We start from the raw sequence: 18,669 nt of genomic DNA on the forward strand, positions 1-18,669 counted from the left end.
TAGATTGACTGCGGCAAGGTGATTACTGCGATAAGGTCGCAAGCATCTTGTCGCGGTATTGCTGGATGTGTTCGACAATCGGTGCCGCTTTGTTAAAGGTGCGGATCTCACGAAATAGCTCAGCGGCTTGCGGGTACTGTTGGCGAAGGTATGAGAACCACTGCTTGACGCGGTTTGGATAGTAGAGCCCTTTATCGCCTTTGATTTCATAGGTTGAATAGACCAAAAGCAGCTCAACCACTTCATGCCAAGGCATCACCGTATGATTGTGTTTGACCACGTTACCGAGGTTTGGCACATTGAACGCGCCGCGACAGACCATCAAAGAATCCACGCCCGTGGTTTCAATGCAGCGTTGGCCATCAGCGTAGTTCCAAATCTCACCATTCGCGATCAGAGGCAAGTTGGTTTTGCTGCGAATTGCATTAATGTAGTCCCATTTGATCTCACTCGCTTTGTATCCGCCAGTTTTGGTGCGTGCATGCACGGTAAGTTCATTGGCGCCTGCTTGTTCGATCGCGTCAACAATCTCGAAGCAGTCATCTGGGTTCTCCCAGCCTAAACGAATCTTAGCAGTAACAGGAATAGAAGGGTCTACCGCATCTCGGCATGCTTTCACTACGTTATGGATAAGCTCTGGGTGCTGCAGTAACGCTGCGCCACCTTTGCTCTTGTTGACCAACTTTGCAGGACAGCCAAAGTTGAGGTCAATCCCTTTAGCACCAAGTGATGCAGCCTTAACGGCGTTTTCTGCCATCCAACGGGGATCTTGTCCAAGAAGCTGAATGTGAACAGGTGTACCGGATTTGGTCATGGAACCTTGAGCCAGTTCAGGACACAGGCGATAGAACACGTGATCAGGCAAAGCTTGGTCAACAACGCGAACAAATTCAGTCACACAAAGATCGTAGTCGTTGATCTCGGTAAGAATTTCTCGCATTAAATGATCTAACACACCCTCCATCGGGCCCAAAACAACACGCATACCAGTTCTCATCATATTCAGGGAGCGGGGATTCTACCCGTTATAGAACAAAGAATCGACCATTGTGTTTCTAGGGCGAGGTAAATATACTTGCCGAAAATTTTGATTGGTGTAACGAACAAATGAAATTCATCGAGCTTCCTGTCGACTGGACAGGCGAATCTAGCGCGTTTATTGAAGGCGCAATCCTAGCAGCTAACTTTGCGGCTGAGCCACTAAAACCAGAGGCTTGGTTATCTTCAGTTATCGGCGATTTCACATCAAATCAAGAAACTTGGGTCGTTGAACACCTGCATGCTCAATACGCACTTCTAAAAACCAATCAATACGCATTGCTGGCTTTGCTTGATGATAACCAAGAACGAGCGGCAGACTTTGCTGAGGGCTTCATGACGGTTTGGCCGGTTGTTGAGACTCAGTGGCAAGGTAAAAGCCTATCTGATGGCACAGAGCGTATGCTTCAAGCTCTGCTGACAACTTTGATGTTAGCAATGGATGAAGAGCAAACTCACGCGCAAATGCGTGAGGCAGGCTTTGAGCAACTGCCAACGTATGCAGACCTAGCGCCACAACTTGATGCGATGGTGAATGAAGTCGCAATGGCGGCGGATGAGATGATGGTTGGTCATCAGTCTCAAACGGTGAATCCGTTTAAAGGGGTGGGGCGCAATGATGCTTGTCCTTGCGGTAGTGGGAACAAGTTTAAGAAGTGTTGTGGTAAGTAATTAAGCGATGCGTGAGCGAGTCAAAGGGGATAACCAAAGGCTCGCTCCTATCGTCACACCGCCATATTATTGAAATCGACGATGTCTAGCCGATGACACTTTCGCACCTTGCGAAATCACAACAATCGCCAACGCCACCAAGTTACCCGCAAAGATAACCACTAGCCACTGAGGCATAGAGAGCGACAAGAACTGCCATACCACTTTCGAACAATCCCCATAGGCTTCAAACATCCACGGTGCCCACTCGTTCAGCGGTGCCCAATCCGGGAAAGTGACAAACAAATCACAAGTCTTAAATGGAGAAGGATTGAACTGATAGTCCACGTGTTCAAGTGACAGCGTCAGGCCTTTAATAGAAGAGGCGCCCCAAGCACCTAAACCAAGCCATCTTAACAAGGTATTTTTAGGGTTAATCAAACCAATTAAAGCGGCACCGCCGATGCCAAACATAGCAACGCGTTCGTAGATACACATGACACAAGGGGCCAATTGCATGACATGCTGGAAGAAAAGAGCGCAGAGTTCGAAGAAGATAATCGCTAGAAGCAGCAATCCCCAAGACCATCGTGTCTTTGAAAATGCCTTAATGTTCGCTAGAAGTGTCACTGTCACGTCCTTGATAAATAAAAAAAGCTCTGAATACTCAGAGCTTTTTAACGTGGAATAGTTTCACAATCAACTAAAAATTAGTGTCCAGATGAGATAGCGCTCTCAACTACTGCACCTGTGTGTTCTACAATCCAACCTGCTTCGTAAAACCAAGCAGTCATTGGTTCAACCAGGTAGACGATGCCAAGTAGACCTACAATCGACAGTACGATGGTGTATGGCAGTGCCATGATAACCATGCGACCGTAAGAAAGGCGGATAAGCGGTGCCAATGCTGAAGTCAGTAGGAATAGGAACGCTGCTTGACCGTTTGGCGTTGCTACTGAAGGCAAGTTAGTACCAGTGTTGATTGCAACCCCTAGAAGGTCGAACTGATCACGAGTGATAATACCTTCGATAAGCGCGGTTTTCACTTCGTTAATGTAAACCGTACCTACGAATACGTTATCTGACACCATTGATAGTACGCCGTTTGCAATGTAGAACAGAGCAAGCTGAGTACCTTTGTCTTCGATGTGTAGAACCGCGTCGATGATTGGCTTAAACAGACCTTGGTCTACAATCACAGCCACGATAGAGAAGAATACAGCAAGTAGAGCAGTAAACGGCAGCGCTTCTTCAAATGCTTTACCCATTGAGTGCTCTTCAATAACACCGGTAAACGCGGTTGCTAGAACGATAACCGATAGACCGATTAGACCCACCGCAGCTAGGTGCATTGCCAGAGCGACAATCAGCCATACTGCGATAGCACCTTGGATCCAAAGTTTCGCGATATCTTGCTTAGTGCGTGATTTGCGCTCTTCACGGTCGAACTCAACTAGGATGTTACGTACGTTTTCTGGAAGCTTTGCACCGTAACCGAACACACCCATTTTCTCGACAAGGAAACAGGTAGCAAGGCCACAGATTAGTACAGGACCGGTTACAGGTAGCATACGAATAATGAACTCACCAAATTCCCAGCCAGCTTGACCAGCAATGATTAGGTTTTGAGGCTCACCAACCATGGTCATAACGCCACCCAGTGCGGTACCGACACCAGCGTGCATCAACAGTGAACGTAGGAATGCACGGTAATCTTCTAGGTCGTCACGAGTAAGATCGGTGATTTCACCGTCATGAGTGTGGTCATGAGATGAACCGTAGTTCTTGCCTGAAGCCACTTTATGGTAGATAGAGTAGAAACCGACTGACACACTGATAACCACGGCAATAACCGTTAGTGCATCTAGGAATGCGGATAGGAAAGCCGCTGCAAAACAGAAGGCCAAAGACAGCACCGCCTTCGAGCGAATGCCAAGCAATATCTTAGTGAAGATGAACAGCAGAAGCTGCTTCATAAAGTAGATACCGGCAACCATGAAGACCAGCAGCAATAACACTTCAACGTTATTGATCAGCTCGTGCATCACCATATCGGGGCTGGTCATTCCCATCGCCACCGCTTCAATGGCAAGCAAACCACCTGGTTGTAATGGGTAGCACTTAAGTGCCATCGCGAGGGTAAAGATGAATTCGACCACAAGTAGCCAACCTGCAACAAACGGGTCAACGAGGAAGAAAACAATAGGGTTGATAATAAGGAAAGCGATGATCGCTAATTTATACCAATCGGGTGCTTTACCAAGGAAGTTCTTGATAAACGCATTTCCAAGAGACATCGGCATAGTAATACTCTTATGTTGTTATTAATCGACAGTAGCAAAGGGTACGAAGAGTATTTGAGTGGGCTTCCAAATAAATCGGCAGAATTAAAAAACTTAGAAAACGAACAAAAATCACACACTGCACAAACGGAGTGGGGAGAATGTTCACTTGCCAAGTCCCTCAGCTGCTAAGCACTCCTTGCTTCGCCCGCAAAGATACTCCTCGGTAAGATTTAGTCAACAAAAAACACCGTTCTCAAAAAAGGAAAAAGGTACTTTTTGCCAAAAACGCGATCTATACGAAATAAGCTAAGTATAGCCGCAGTCAATGGTTGATTTTTTACTTTGTTGACAGTGTTCTGGATGAAACACCGCTCCACGATGATATGCCAATCACAACCTTCAAAAAAGCATGTTTTTTAGGCGTATTCTTACCCAAAGCTCGGAAATATCTTAATGATTAGCCTTGTGAATGGTGTGGTTTATTATTATACAATTCAGTGGGTTGTAATATTAATGAAAGGTAAATACCTATGTAACATTCATGCTTCATACCTATAAATGGTTATAGCTGCGTAAATGTCAAGATAGAGTTATTACTCCATTTTTTTATTGTTACACAGATAAGTAGTGTAGGTTTACCAGAATCTGGAAGTAGTGGTATGATGAGTTTCATGTAACGATAAATACAATAGATTGGAAACACCCCATAATGGTAATTAAGGCGAAGAGCCCAGCAGGGTTCGCTGAAAAATATATTATTGAGAGTATCTGGAACGGTCGTTTTCCACCAGGCTCAATTCTCCCAGCTGAGCGAGAGCTGTCAGAACTCATTGGGGTCACACGAACTACGCTACGCGAAGTACTACAGCGACTAGCCCGTGATGGCTGGCTGACGATCCAACATGGTAAGCCGACTAAGGTAAACCAGTTCATGGAGACTTCGGGGCTACATATTCTAGATACGCTTATGACGCTAGATGCGGATAACGCGACATCGATTGTTGAAGACTTGCTTGCTGCGCGTACCAACATCAGCCCGATTTTCATGCGCTATGCTTTTAAAGCGAATAAAGAAAATGCCGAGCGCACCATAGAAGGCATTATCGAATCGTGTGAAAGCTTGTTGAACGCAGAGTCTTGGGATGCATTCATTGAATCATCTCCGTATGCAGACAAACTCAAAGCACACGTTAAAGATGACGGTGATAAAGACGAAGCGGCGCGCCAGGCATCGCTCATCGCTCAAACGTTTAATTTCTACGATTACTCGTTGTTCCAGCGTTTAGCGTTCCACTCTGGAAACCAAATCTATGGTTTGATCTTCAACGGCCTTAAGAAGCTTTACGACCGTGTTGGCTCGTACTACTTCTCAAACCCAGAAGCATGCACCTTGGCTCTTAACTTTTACAAAGAGCTGCTAGAGGTATGTCGTACGGGTGATCGTGATAGACTGCCTAACGCGATTCGTCAATACGGTATGGAAAGTGGCCAAATCTGGAACCAGATGAAGACCACACTGCCGAGTAACTTTACAGAAGACGACAGCTAATAGCCGTTCATAATGATTAAAAAAACCGCCAATTGGCGGTTTTTTTATTCCACTGCTTTGTTTGGCACTGTTGAGTAATGCGACAGTACAGTCATTGCCACTAAACGGTCATTATGGTCGGGACGGGTTGATAGAGGTCACTCGCAATCTCACTGACTAGTCCGTCGTAACTTGAGAAGGTAAGCTCTGACAACTCGGCGGTGAGTTGGTACATGAATTCTTTGTCCAGTGGTGCATCCGGATTTTCAGTTAAGGCTTCAATTTTACTGACCGTAGTGCTGTACATAGGTGACGGAACGCTCAATGGGCCAACTAGGCTAAGGTGATTCACTTTACGGTGCATTTGCTTACAGTAGTGAAGAATGTGCTGTCTACCGAGTTCAGAGTCTGCGCCATCAATACAAATACGTAGCTGAGTTAGGCAGTCCAATGAATCGATGACGCCTTGCCAGACATTGCGATATTCCTGCTCAAGCTCCTCTCGCTCTGAATCCATTAACCAAGCGGTGAAAATTTCATCAACCAAAAACAGGGTTTGACGGATCAGTTTGCCGTGGACAATTTGGTTCTTACTGACCGTGTGTTTCTTCCATGAGCGAGAAAGCAGTTTGACGTTGCTGTGCAACACTCGATAGAGCGGTTTGTTGTCAAAGTGCGCGATGTTAATCAGTTTCAGGCAGCATTCTTCCATCGCCATCTCAATTTTTTCCAGTTGCTTGACCTTCTTTTGATCAAACATTAATTGATAGTGAGTTGCGGTGCGATGTTGGCGGATCAGGGTAATGAGATCACGCAATTGAACGATCAATTGATATTTACGTTCTACCTTGGCTTCGGTGATCTTTGCATAGTGATAAATGGCAGCCAAAATAGCTACAGATAAGACTAGAGATATCAATACAAACATAACGACCTCCTTTATGTCGTCTAATGCCTTCAAGAGACATAGAGCAAAGGGAGTGCCAATATGAAATATTGTTATAAAACAGTAGCTTAATACTTATGGGTTAGGGGGTGGTGCTATGTTTTGGTGCAATTGCACATTATCTGTGAATCAAGTCACAAAAAAAGCCAGCAAGAATGCTGGCTTTAGTCTAGCGATTTTAACGTGTTACATCACACGCATGCCTGGCTGAGCACCTTCATGTGGCTCAAGGATCCATAGATCGCTGCCACCAGGACCTGCGGCTAGGATCATACCTTCAGACATACCAAACTTCATCTTACGAGGCTTCAGGTTTGCTACCATAACAGTTAGCTTACCTTCTAGCTCCTCAGGTTTGTACGCAGACTTAATACCAGAGAACACTTGGCGAGTCTCACCACCAATGTCTAGCTGGAATTTAAGTAGCTTGTTCGCTTTTGGCACTTCTTCGCAAGAAATGATGCGAGCAATACGCATGTCTACTTTGGCAAAGTCGTCAAACTCGATCTCATCAGCGATAGGATCTTTATCAAGCTCAGTTTGGCTTGCTTTGTTCTTCTCTGCTTCCGCTTTTTCTTTCGCCGCAACTTCTGCTGCTGCATCTTCTTTAGACGCTTCGATCATCGCTTCCACTTTCTTAGGATCGATGCGGTTAAACAGCGCCTTGAACTTAGTGATCTCATGACCAGTCAGCGGCGTGGCAATACCTTCCCAAGTGAGTGTTTCGTTTAGGAATGCTTCTGTACGAGCAGCCAATTCTGGCATCACTGGCTTCAGGTAAGTCATCAGAACGCGGAATAGGTTAATACCCACTGAACAGATGTCTTGAAGCTCTTGGTCTTTGCCTTCTTCTTTAGCCACAACCCAAGGTGCTTTTTCGTCAACGTACTGGTTCGCTTTATCAGCCAGTGCCGTGATTTCACGGATTGCACGACCAAACTCACGGGACTCGTAGAGCTCTGCGATGCGGTCAGCGGCTACAACGAATTCGTTGTATAGCTCAGGCTCTGCAAAGTTGTCAGAAAGCTTGCCTTCGAAACGCTTGCTGATGAAACCAGCGTTACGAGAAGCCAGGTTAACAATCTTGTTGACGACGTCAGCGTTAACACGCTGGGTGAAGTCTTCAAGGTTAAGGTCTAGATCGTCGATACGGCTGTTTAGCTTAGCAGCGTAGTAGTAACGCAGGCACTCAGGGTCAAGGTGGTCAAGGTACGTTGCTGCCTTGATGAAAGTACCTTTCGACTTAGACATCTTCGCGCCGTTTACCGTTACGTAGCCGTGAACGAATACGTTATTTGGCTTACGGAAGCCACTGCCTTCTAGCATTGCTGGCCAGAATAGGCTGTGGAAGTAAACGATGTCTTTACCGATGAAGTGGTAAAGTTCAGTCGAGCTGTCTTTTTTCCAGTACTCGTCGAAATCGAGATCGTCACGTTTGCCACACAGGTTTTTGAATGACGCCATGTAACCAACAGGGGCATCTAGCCAAACGTAGAAGAATTTGTTCTTTTCGCCTGGGATTTCGAAACCGAAGTACGGGGCATCACGAGAGATGTCCCATTGCTGTAGACCTGACTCGAACCACTCTTGCATCTTGTTCGCTGTTTCTGATTGAAGCGAGCCAGAGCGAGTCCACTCTTTCAGCATGCTTTCAAACTGAGGCAAGTCGAAGAAGAAGTGCTCAGAGTCTTTCATTATTGGTGTCGCACCAGATACTGCTGATTTAGGATTAATCAGTTCAGTTGGGCTGTAGGTCTCACCACAGTTATCACAGTTGTCACCGTACTGGTCTTCTGACTTACACTTCGGGCAAGTACCTTTTACGAAGCGATCCGGTAGGAACATCTCTTTTTCTGGGTCAAACAGCTGAGAAATAGTACGGCTAGAAATGAAGCCATTCTTTTTCAGCTCAAGGTAGATGTGAGATGCCAACTCGCGGTTCTCGTCAGAGTGCGTGCTGTGGTAGTTATCAAAACTGATGTCAAAGCCAGCGAAGTCTTTTTGGTGCTCTTCACTCACTGCAGCGATCATTTCTTCCGGCGTGATCCCCATCTGCTGAGCTTTCAGCATGATTGGTGTGCCGTGAGCATCATCAGCACAAATGAAGTTTACTACGTTGCCACGTAGACGTTGGTAGCGCACCCAAATATCCGCTTGGATATGCTCAAGCATATGACCTAAGTGGATAGAGCCGTTAGCGTACGGTAGTGCACAAGTGACCAACAGTTTTCTTGGATCGATTGCCATACTTTATTTCGCTTTCTTTGTTCAAGTAAAAATATTGGCTAATACTACATGATGCATGGCATGACTCCAAGATATCCGAGACCAATCTCCCCAACTTTTTTAGGGTTCTGGTTCGGCTAAGTGAGTGCTAATCTTAGGAAGATTAGCAAAAGACTAACAATAATAAGGAATGCATGATGCGCACGTTCGAATCGAAACAAGATTTTTGCCAATGGCTAGGGGAATTCAGCCACTCAAACCTAAAGCTAGGATGGAGTGAAGTCCCTGATGTGGTAAAGGTTGCCGCCTCGGGAGAGTTTCAAATTTCTTTGCCGTTTGCCAACGTCTCGGCGCGAGAGGCATTAGCTAGCTGGATTGAAGGCAAACAAGCTTCTGGCGAAGTCGCTAAGTTTCCTTTCTCAGTATCTGTCAGCACCAAAGCACTTGAAACTACAGTCGCGACGGAAATCAAAGGCGTGAAAAACGTCATTGCGGTGACCTCAGCCAAAGGCGGTGTGGGTAAATCGACGACGGCGGTCAATCTCGCGCTGGCGATCAGTCAGCTAGGAGCAAAAGTAGGTATTTTAGATGCCGATGTATACGGCCCATCTATTCCTATCATGCTCGGTCAAATCGATGCACATCCAGAGGTGCGTGATGGCAAATGGATGCAACCCGTACCCGCACACGGTATTTACACGCAATCTATCGGGTACTTGATGAGTACTGACGACGCGGCAATTTGGCGTGGCCCTATGGCGTCTAAAGCGTTGGCTCAGCTTCTCAATGAAACGGAATGGCCAGATTTGGATTACTTGGTTATCGATATGCCGCCGGGTACAGGGGATATTCAATTGACCTTATCTCAACAAATACCGGTAACGGGCGCACTTATCGTGACTACGCCGCAAGACCTTGCTTTGGCTGATGCGATTAAAGGCGCTGCGATGTTCGAGAAAGTCTCGGTTCCTGTGGTCGGTATTGTCGAGAACATGAGCTATCACATCTGTAGCCAATGTGGTTCGAAAGAGCATATCTTCGGCGCGGGTGGTGCTGAGTGGATGGCGGCTAAATTTGGCTTGAATCTTCTTGGCCAGGTACCCCTACATATCGATATTCGTGAGTCGATTGATAATGGTGCACCAACGGTCGTGTCACAGCCAGAAAGTGAGCATGCAAACATCTATCGAGAGCTTGCTGAAAGAGTCTGTTCGGATCTATTTTGGAGTGGCAAAGCGAAACCAGACTCAATTTTGTTTAAGATGGTCGAATAACTCGATATGCGTATGGTTGGTTATTAAGCAAACAGTGGGCTGGTGGGTAATCGATTGCATTTTTTCATTCTTCGATCTGAGACAAAATTGAACGTCAAATAAGTGAGATATCGACTAGTATCTATTGAATGATGTCCATATAATTACGCGGTTTTGTCCTCACCACCATATATGTACTAGGTGCAAAGAATGTCTGATAATAATCAATGTGTCATCGTCGGTATCGCTGGCGCTTCTGCTTCTGGAAAAAGCCTCATCGCGAGCACTATCTATAATGAACTTCGCGAGAAGGTTGGCGATCATCAAATCGGTGTCATCACGGAAGATTGTTACTACAACGATCAAAGTCACTTGAGCATGGAAGAGCGTGTTAAAACCAACTACGACCACCCAAATGCCCTTGACCACGATCTACTTTGTGATCACCTAGAGCAACTGATCAATGGTGAAGCGGTTGAAGTGCCAGAGTACAGCTACACTGAGCACACTCGTACAGAAAACAGCACCCCGATGACACCAAAGAAAGTGATCATCCTTGAAGGTATTCTGCTGCTGACCGATCCTCGCCTACGTAAACTCATGCACGCGACTGTGTTCATGGATACGCCGCTTGATATTTGTCTACTGCGCCGCGTTAAGCGTGACGTTGAAGAACGTGGCCGCACAATGGAATCTGTGCTGACTCAGTACCAATCGACAGTTCGTCCTATGTTTATGCAGTTTATTGAACCGTCAAAGCAACACGCAGACATCATTGTTCCACGTGGCGGTAAAAACCGTATCGCAATTGACGTGTTGAAAGCGCATATCGCCAAACTACTTCGTGCATAATCCTGACTCAGTTCGGATTGAAAGCGCACAATGAACACGGTGAGAATGTCCTATAATAAATGGGTGCTCGAACGGCGTTTAAATTGCTTTATTTTTTAATCAATTAGTGGCACTTTATGTGCCACTTTTTGTTTTTGGGTTTCAGCCTTGCAAGGAAGTTGCTAATGAAAAAACTCCTCCTCATTCTCGCTATCCCAGTACTGGTGATCGTGTTGGGTATTGCCGCACTGGTGATGTTCGTCAATCCGAATCAGTTCAAACCTATGCTCGCTGAGCAAGTGAAAAATCAAACCGGTCTTGAGCTTGAAATCAGCGGTGACATCAGTTGGCAGTTCTTCCCATCTGTAGGCTTGGAACTTGGCCAGACTAGTCTTAAGAACCCGCAAGGTTTTCAAAATCCAAACCTATTTAGTGTCAGCCAAGTCGGTGTGAGTGTGGCTGTGATGCCACTGCTCGACAAAACGTTGGAGATCGGCTCGATAACGCTAGATGGCGCGCAGGTTTATTTAGAAACGCTTAAAGACGGCCGCTCAAATCTTGATGCCTTAACGGCAGCACCGCAAACAGAGACGGCGGCAGAGCCTGCAGCAATGGGCGATGCTCCAGCTGAAACATCCATATCAGCCGCGGATGGATGGCAGGTTTCTCTCTCTGGTGTCACAGTGTCCAATGCGCTGCTTGAAGTGTCCAACGCGCAAACAGGCACTTTCACTAAGCTCTATGATGTGGGCTTGAATGTGACCGAGTTTGCGGTTGACCAATGGACGACGGCGAATTTTGAGCTCAAAGGCCAAAACAACGATCAGCAGTTCACTGCGAAAGGCACTGCTGATTTCAAACTTGCGCAGGGCTTTGCTGAGTATGAACTTAAGAAAATTGAGTTTGATGCGACCTACAAGGATGCGGCAAATCAGATTCAGCAAGCACAGTTAAAATTGGCGACGTTTGAGTTTGATAAACCCAATGCCATCGAATTCTCAATGAAGGGCAATGCTGCCGATCTTACCTTTGATGCGAAAGGCGGTACTACGTTTATCGTTGATAAAGCCATCTCACTGGTTAAGCTGAGTGGTTTATCATTGGACTCGACCTTGAACGGTGCTTCGCTACCGCAGTCGCCAATGAACATCACTATGGCTTCTGACCTCAGTTTTGATTTGAACAAAAGCTTCCTTGATTTTGTATTGCAGAAGCTGACCGTTAACAAGATTGAGCTGGATGGTAAAGCAACAGTGCAATTGGCAGATATTCCCAAAGTGCGCTTCTCACTGCACAGCCCAAATATCGATTTAGATGAGTTTTTGGGCTTGAACCAAGCGGCTGCGAGCACTGACTCTGAAGGTGGTGAATCTGGAACAGGTGGTTCGGGAACCAGTGCACCTTCACAGGAAGTTGAACCGGATTTAACAGCGCTTAGCGGTTTGGATGTTCAAGGCAAGATCACCATCGATAAGTTCAAAGCGGGCAATGCTCATATGCAGCAAGTGAAGACCGATTTTGCAGTGAATCGCGGCGTGGCGACGCTGAACTCTTTCAGCTCACAGCTATACGGTGGTTCAATCACTGCAACGGGTAAACTGGATGCGCGCAAGTCACCTGCTTCATACAGTGCAGTGAAACGTATCAAAGGCGTCAAAGTGCAACCATTGTTGGTTGATGTAGCTAACAACGATATGTTGGAAGGCACGGGTAATATTGATGTCAATGTGAAAGGTAAGGGTCTTGCTCCAACCGCGATGAAGAAAAACTTGTCGGGTACGGTGAAAATCAATTTTGCTGATGGCGCAGTTAATGGCATCAACGTGGCGCAGCTTATCCGTGAAAACTACGCTCGTTTTAAAGGCCAGTCTTTGGATGATGCATCAGGCCCGAAAAAGACCGACTTTAGTGCGATGAAAGCAACACTCAAGCTCGCCAATGGTGTAGTTTCGACCAATGATATGACGGCGGAATCACCGCTATTGCGTGTGAAAGGTCAAGGCTCTGCTAATTATATCAATGAGACGGCTGACTTTGTCGTAAGCACTTCGGTTGTTGGTACCCTTGAAGGGCAGGGCGGTCAGAGTATCGATGAGCTAAGAGATGTCACCATTCCAATTCGAATCACAGGCGCGTGGACAGATCCAAAATTTGCGTTGGTGTTTGACGATGTACTGAAAGAGAAAGCCAAAAAAGAAGTCGAGCGTGCCACTGAGCGACTAGGCATTAAAGATGAAAAGACGAAAAAAGCGGTAGATAGCCTACTAAAAGGTCTCTTTAACTAACCTCTCTTCTTAAACAAAAAATGCCAGCCCTTCGAGGCTGGCATTAATTTTAACGGTATGTGATTACCAGTGTAGGTCGAGATCTTGCTCTGGCTCGGCGATGGTCTCCCACTGAGAAATTAACTTAGCAACGGTCGCGATGTCGATCATTTTGCTATCGATAACACCATTGGGCCTGCGAATGGTCAGTGATACACTTGATGGCTCTGTGCTGGGTTTAACTGCGTCCCAACACGCTGTGGAGTCCTGCATGCTTTGTATTGGTCCCCATCCTAGGACAAACTGATGCTCGTTCGTGTGCATCCAGAGGGTCAGAGTACAACTTTCCATAAAACTCTCCGTGTTAATGTTATGTTGCATTAGTGTTTAACTTAAACGAAATGCAAGCCATTGTCATTCACGAATTGGTCTATTTTGTACCCCGAACAGGTTACCAGTCGACGCCTTTAAGCGCTTTAACACCCGATTCAAAAGCATGCTTAACGTTTTTCACTTCCGAAACCGTGTCCGCCATTTCAATCAGCGTGCGATGTGCAGCGCGTCCGGTAATAATGACAGACTGCATTGCTGGGCGGTTATTGAGTGCCTCGACTACCTCATCAAGTTCAATGTAGCCATAACTCACCATATAAGTCAGCTCGTCAAACAGAACGACATCAATAGACTCATCTTGCAGCATACGCTTGCACTCTTGCCAGACGCCTTGCGCTGCTTCGGTGTCCGCTGTCTTGTTCTGGGTTTCCCACGTAAAGCCCGTTGCCATGACTTGAAATTCAACACCGAGTTTTTCTAGTAGGTTACGCTCACCGTTATCCCAAGTACCTTTAATAAACTGTGCCACTGCACACTTTTTGCCGTGTCCGACAGCGCGTGCGACCGTGCCAAACCCTGATGTCGATTTTCCTTTACCGTTTCCGGTAATGATCAGTAGCAGGCCTTTTTCAATTTGAGCATTGGCGATTTTTTTATTGACGTTCTCTTTGACTTTCTGTTGGCGCTCTTTATGGCGCTGCTGCTTAGATTCTTCCGACATTGACATAGGGATTCCTTAAATTTGTTGTGTCTACGCTCCATCATAAAGCAAACCCAAAAGAAAAAAACGGGATAAATCCTAAGGAATTATCCCGTTTTATATGCTGGTTCGGTTTTGTCTTTTGCTTATTGTCCTTGGCTTCTAAGTAAAGATGCTACGCTCCCAATCGAGCTCGCACGACTTGCTCGCAGCGATCGACGTCTTTGACATGTTTTGGCACCACCAAAATGGTGTCGTTGCCACCAATAGTTGCGAGGATGTCGGCATGAGGATCGATATCGATAAGCCTTGCTATCAGTTGAGCACTGCCGGGGTGAGTCTTGATCACCACTAGAGATTGATTATTGGTGATGAGTTCGATTTGAGAAGAGATAGAGGAATCTACGCGAACCGAGCTGGTTTCTGAAGTCAGGCAATACGCTTTTTTGCCGCAAGCATTCTGCATTTTCACCACGCCAAGCTGGGCAAGTAGACGTGATACAGTGGACTGGCTGATCCCATGGTAGCCAAGATCGACAAGGGCTTGCCTAAGTTTGTTTTGGGTTGTGAAGCTTTGTTGTTGTAGCAGCTTTTTACAGACTTCGGTGAGTTTTTTCTCATCGACAGTAGGGTTGTCTAAATCAGGAGTGTCGTACATGTTTCACCTACTAAATAGTAAAACTCATCCTTGAGGTGGTTTTATGTGTTGTTATTTATAACCAATAGCAACTCATACACTATCAAATTGTGAAAAAGTAAAATATATGCCCATTTCTCATTTTGATGACAGGTTATTGTTTAATCACTCAAAAGCGAGAGAAATCCCCTCGCTTTTGTTTGTGAATTAGTTCTATTGGGTTATTGACCTAATGTCGCCACCATTACGGCTTTGATGGTGTGCATGCGATTCTCTGCTTCATCAAACACGATAGAGTATGGAGACTCAACTACTTCATCAGTCACTTCACACCCTTGTGATAGCTCTGGATAGTCAGCAGCTAGGCCTTTACCTACCGTGGTATCTTCGCCATGGAATGCCGGCAGACAGTGCATGAACTTCACGTTTGGATTGCCCGTCGCTTTAATCACATCCATATTGACTTGGTAAGGCAACATCAGTTTGATGCGCTCTGCCCAAGCTTCTTTAGCTTCACCCATGGACACCCAAACGTCGGTGTATAGGAAGTCACAACCTTGCACGCCTTCTTGTACGTCTTCGGTAAGGACAATTTTCGCGCCGGTTTCTGCTGCGATGGTCTGGCATTGCTCAATCAAAGACGCTTCAGGCCAGAATGCTTTTGGCGCCACAAGGCGGATTTCCATACCCATCTTCGCTGCACCTACCATGAGTGAGTTACCCATGTTATTGCGCGCATCACCGAGGTAAGCGAAGGTAATCGCACTTAGCGGTTTGTTCGGCGAATGCTCCATCATGGTCATGAAGTCAGCCAGAATTTGTGTTGGGTGGAACTCATCGGTTAAACCATTCCAAACAGGCACGCCAGCGTACTGACCTAGTTCTTCAACTATCTCTTGACCAAAACCGCGATACTCGATGCCGTCGTACATTCTGCCCAGTACGCGAGCGGTGTCTTTCATCGACTCTTTGTGGCCAATTTGAGAGCCAGTAGGGCCAAGGTAGGAGACTTGAGCGCCTTGGTCGAATGCGGCCACTTCAAACGCGCAGCGAGTACGAGTCGAGGTTTTCTCGAAGATAAGTGCGATGTTTTTACCTTTAAGGCGTGGCTGCTCATAGCCGTTGTACTTGGCTTTTTTAAGCTCAATAGACAGCTCTAACAAATGACCGATTTCGCGAGGTGTGAAATCAAGAAGTTTTAGGAAGTTACGATTACGAAGATTGAAAGCCATAATAGTGTCCTTTTTTCTGTCTTGGCGCTGGCTCATACTGCTTAAATTAAGCCAGCGCGTCATATCATAGTGATGGAATGTGAATTAACGTTTGGTAATCACTGTGCCTGCATTGCCTTCTAGGATGCGAAGACCGTCCTCTAATGCGCCAATGCCAACCATTTGTCCGCCTTGCTGAATGAACTCACATGAGGCATCGATTTTTGGCCCCATTGATCCAGCATCAAACTGATACTGGGAGAGCTCTGCAGGGGTCGTGGCATGGAGTGGACGCTGTGTTGGTTGGCCCCAGTCGAGGTAAACCGCATCGGCGTCAGTCAAAATCAACAAGCGATCTGCATTGAGCTGTTTGGCTAGGAATGCAGCTGACATGTCTTTGTCTATTACCGCTTCCACGCCAACCAACTTGCCCTCTTTGCGCGTAACTGGAATACCGCCGCCGCCAGTACAGATAACTAAGTGGCCTTGTTCGATTAACGAAGTAATCGCTTCATGCTCAATGATGCCTGTTGGCTGGGGGCTTGGTACCACTCGGCGGAAATGCTGTCCGTCTGGTTTAATCGTCCAGTGATACTTCTCAGCGAGCTCACAAGCTTCTTGCTTCTCGTAAATCGGACCAATCGGTTTAGTCGGATCCTGAAACGCGGGATCTTTGGGATCGACGGTCATTTGTGTCAGCATGCAGGTGACGTTTTTCTCTGGCATTTGGTTTTTGAACTCTTGCATTAACATGTAGCCGATCATGCCTTGCGTTTCGCTGCCGAGTACGTCGAGTGGATACGGGTTAACCTTTTTGTACTCCAATCCTTGTAGTGCCAGTAAGCCAACTTGAGGGCCATTCCCATGCACCAATACGACATTGTATTGCTCAGCAATTTTGGAGATGGTGTTAACCGCGACTTCAATATTATGTCTTTGAACTTCGGCTTCGAGTGGCTCGCCTCTTTTAAGCAGAGCGTTACCGCCAAGAGCGACGACGATGGTTTGTTTTTTCATAGTCTTTATCCAGAGCAGTTAAGTCTTAGGAAATGGTTAGATACCATCACGTTCAATAGGGCAGCTCATACAGCGAGCGCCGCCACGGCCACGGCCAAGCTCATCACCTGGGATAGGCAGCACAGTGATACCGGCTTTGTCGTATTTCTCATTGGTGTAGGTATTGCGCTCGTAGCCGATGACCACACCCGGTTTCACAGTCAGTACATTGTTGGCATCATTCCACTGTTCACGTTCAGCCTCAAAGTTGTCACCGCCGGTAGTAATAAGATTGAGCTTGTCGACTTGTAGTGCTTTTTCGATGGTAGAGATGTACGAGTTTTGCTGAGCGGCCTTAACGCGACCAGATTCATCACCAGTCAAGCTCCAGCACTTCACATCATCTGGAATCACATTTGGGTAAACCGAGAAGGTATCTTCACGCATGTGTGTCATAACGGTATCTAGGTGCATGCAAGAGCGATCTTTTGGAAGCTCCAATGCAATCACTTGTTTGGCTTGGCCGTGTCTAAATAGGCTAGACGCTAAGTGCTCAACGCCCTGCGGAGTGGTGCGTTCAGACATACCAATAAGCACGGCACCTTTACCAATGACCAGTACATCACCACCTTCGATAGTGGAATGGTCATACGCCAAAGGCTCATCACCAAAATACTTAATAAAGTCTTGGCCAGCGAAGGTTGGATGCCAGCGGTAGATAGCGCGAAGATGGTTGGTTTCGCGTTGACGCGCGACTTTTGCCATTGGGTTAATCGACACGCCGCCATATACCCAGCATGAGGTATCGCGAGTAAATAGGTGGTTCGGTAGCGGGTCGATAATAAAGTCGTTATTTTTGTACAGGGATTGCAGCATGGAAGACGATTCAAGTGGCATTTCACCGAAAGACAAACCGCCAGTCAGCACTTTCGCAAGCTCAAGGTTTGGAAGGTCGCCCAAGTAGCATCTCACATCATTCGCGAAGGTTGGGCCGAAGCGAAAGTCGGATACTTGGGTGTTTAGCAGCCAATCTTTTGCTTCTGGAATCGCTAGTGTCTCTGCAAGTAAGTGAGTCAGTAGTAAGACTTCTACACCTTGGGATTCTAGCGTTTTTGCAAACACGTCATGTTCTTCGCCGGCTTTCTCGACAGCAAGCACGTCATCGAAAAGGAGCTGGTGGCAGTTTGATGGAGTTAAGTGTGTGAGAGCACGACGTGGACGGTGAATTAACACGCGACGTAGCTGACCAACTTCAGAACCAACATAGAGTTTATTCATAATCAAGTCTCTCTAATATTTATTAAAACTCATCGAGTTTTATGCAGGGTATTTATTATTAGCTTCGCTGTGGTGGTTATAATATGAAGCAAATTATGCACCTCGTATTCGATCGTGATCACACATATTATCGCTCGTATTTAGGCGCATTTAAGAGGGCTGTTAACAATATCTATTCGGAATTAGTTGAATATATAGTGGGTTAAAATAGGGCTTTTAAGGGAATAATATGCAGAGTTTCTTGTCGAGACATTGCACTTACGAAGCATCATGGAAATACAATTCGCATTAGATATTTTAATGATATGAGCTAATGCGACAAAATATGCATTCCCATCTACTAGTTAGCGCTTTTTCTCACACCAAAATGCCATTTGTTAACAGAATTTCACTCAAATATGTGATGCAAGTCTTATCATTTAGCTCTTACACTGAAGACCAAGAACCAAGAACCAAGAACCAAGAACCAAGAACCAAGAACCAAGAACCAAG

Annotated in this window: 16 protein-coding genes; 5 read left to right on the top strand and 11 right to left on the bottom strand. The window is 46.2% G+C overall.

Annotated features, from left to right (window positions below; genetic code table 11):
* Positions 1-22: 22 nt before the first annotated feature.
* Positions 23-985 carry a tRNA dihydrouridine(16) synthase DusC gene (gene dusC, locus ACJB0T_RS14245; RefSeq protein WP_479289078.1) on the bottom strand — a complete coding sequence of 321 codons (963 nt, stop codon included), beginning with the start codon at positions 983-985 and terminating at the stop codon, positions 23-25.
* Positions 986-1,107: 122 nt separating this feature from the next.
* Here dusC and ACJB0T_RS14250 point away from each other — a divergent pair, with 122 nt between their 5' ends.
* Positions 1,108-1,710 carry a YecA/YgfB family protein gene (locus ACJB0T_RS14250; protein WP_479289080.1) on the top strand — a complete coding sequence of 201 codons (603 nt, stop codon included), beginning with the start codon at positions 1,108-1,110 and terminating at the stop codon, positions 1,708-1,710.
* A 66-nt stretch (positions 1,711-1,776) separates the two neighbouring features.
* Here ACJB0T_RS14250 and dsbB read toward each other — a convergent pair whose 3' ends face one another.
* Both dsbB and nhaB read right to left on the bottom strand, forming a co-directional pair.
* Positions 1,777-2,319, bottom strand: coding sequence for a disulfide bond formation protein DsbB (gene dsbB, locus ACJB0T_RS14255; RefSeq protein ID WP_479289081.1), 543 nt, complete (start codon positions 2,317-2,319; stop codon positions 1,777-1,779).
* 80 nt (positions 2,320-2,399) lie between these two features.
* Positions 2,400-3,992 carry a Na(+)/H(+) antiporter NhaB gene (gene nhaB, locus ACJB0T_RS14260; protein WP_479289083.1) on the bottom strand — a complete coding sequence of 531 codons (1,593 nt, stop codon included), beginning with the start codon at positions 3,990-3,992 and terminating at the stop codon, positions 2,400-2,402.
* A 691-nt stretch (positions 3,993-4,683) separates the two neighbouring features.
* Here nhaB and fadR point away from each other — a divergent pair.
* Positions 4,684-5,523: a fatty acid metabolism transcriptional regulator FadR gene (gene fadR / locus ACJB0T_RS14265; RefSeq protein ID WP_479289085.1), complete on the top strand. Its 840-nt coding sequence runs from the start codon at positions 4,684-4,686 to the stop codon at positions 5,521-5,523.
* A gap of 100 nt (positions 5,524-5,623) precedes the next feature.
* Here the strand turns inward: fadR and ACJB0T_RS14270 are convergent, their stop codons facing one another.
* Positions 5,624-6,430 (bottom strand): hypothetical protein, encoded by an 807-nt coding sequence (locus ACJB0T_RS14270; protein WP_479289087.1) that lies wholly within the window; start codon positions 6,428-6,430, stop codon positions 5,624-5,626.
* Positions 6,431-6,634: 204 nt separating this feature from the next.
* The gene (gene metG / locus ACJB0T_RS14275) at positions 6,635-8,695 is read right to left on the bottom strand and encodes a methionine--tRNA ligase (protein ID WP_479289089.1); all 2,061 of its coding nucleotides are present in this window, start codon (positions 8,693-8,695) and stop codon (positions 6,635-6,637) included.
* Positions 8,696-8,871: 176 nt separating this feature from the next.
* Between metG and apbC the strand changes: the two genes are divergently transcribed.
* The 3 genes from apbC to ACJB0T_RS14290 all read left to right on the top strand — a co-directional run bounded on the left by apbC (position 8,872) and on the right by ACJB0T_RS14290 (position 13,043).
* Positions 8,872-9,948 carry an iron-sulfur cluster carrier protein ApbC gene (gene apbC / locus ACJB0T_RS14280; protein ID WP_479289091.1) on the top strand — a complete coding sequence of 359 codons (1,077 nt, stop codon included), beginning with the start codon at positions 8,872-8,874 and terminating at the stop codon, positions 9,946-9,948.
* A 189-nt stretch (positions 9,949-10,137) separates the two neighbouring features.
* On the top strand, positions 10,138-10,779 hold the full coding sequence (gene udk / locus ACJB0T_RS14285; RefSeq protein WP_479289093.1) for a uridine kinase: 642 nt from the start codon (positions 10,138-10,140) through the stop codon (positions 10,777-10,779).
* A gap of 164 nt (positions 10,780-10,943) precedes the next feature.
* Positions 10,944-13,043, top strand: a complete 2,100-nt coding sequence (locus ACJB0T_RS14290; protein WP_479289094.1) for an AsmA family protein — start codon at positions 10,944-10,946, stop codon at positions 13,041-13,043.
* Between the two features lie 63 nt (positions 13,044-13,106).
* On the opposite strand, the gene ACJB0T_RS14295 is transcribed toward ACJB0T_RS14290, so the two are convergent.
* The 6 genes from ACJB0T_RS14295 to arcA form a co-directional block, all read right to left on the bottom strand.
* The gene (locus ACJB0T_RS14295) at positions 13,107-13,373 is read right to left on the bottom strand and encodes a hypothetical protein (RefSeq protein ID WP_479289096.1); all 267 of its coding nucleotides are present in this window, start codon (positions 13,371-13,373) and stop codon (positions 13,107-13,109) included.
* Between the two features lie 100 nt (positions 13,374-13,473).
* A complete protein-coding gene (gene cobO / locus ACJB0T_RS14300) occupies positions 13,474-14,082 on the bottom strand; it encodes a cob(I)yrinic acid a,c-diamide adenosyltransferase (protein WP_479289098.1) in 609 nt (202 codons plus the stop codon).
* A 148-nt stretch (positions 14,083-14,230) separates the two neighbouring features.
* The gene (locus ACJB0T_RS14305) at positions 14,231-14,713 is read right to left on the bottom strand and encodes an arginine repressor (RefSeq protein WP_479289100.1); all 483 of its coding nucleotides are present in this window, start codon (positions 14,711-14,713) and stop codon (positions 14,231-14,233) included.
* A gap of 200 nt (positions 14,714-14,913) precedes the next feature.
* A complete protein-coding gene (locus ACJB0T_RS14310) occupies positions 14,914-15,924 on the bottom strand; it encodes an ornithine carbamoyltransferase (protein ID WP_112462248.1) in 1,011 nt (336 codons plus the stop codon).
* Positions 15,925-16,008: 84 nt separating this feature from the next.
* Positions 16,009-16,920 carry a carbamate kinase gene (gene arcC / locus ACJB0T_RS14315; RefSeq protein WP_479289101.1) on the bottom strand — a complete coding sequence of 304 codons (912 nt, stop codon included), beginning with the start codon at positions 16,918-16,920 and terminating at the stop codon, positions 16,009-16,011.
* Between the two features lie 36 nt (positions 16,921-16,956).
* Positions 16,957-18,177 carry an arginine deiminase gene (gene arcA, locus ACJB0T_RS14320; RefSeq protein ID WP_479289103.1) on the bottom strand — a complete coding sequence of 407 codons (1,221 nt, stop codon included), beginning with the start codon at positions 18,175-18,177 and terminating at the stop codon, positions 16,957-16,959.
* Positions 18,178-18,669 lie beyond the last annotated feature (492 nt).

The organism is Vibrio sp. CB1-5, assembly GCF_059412285.1.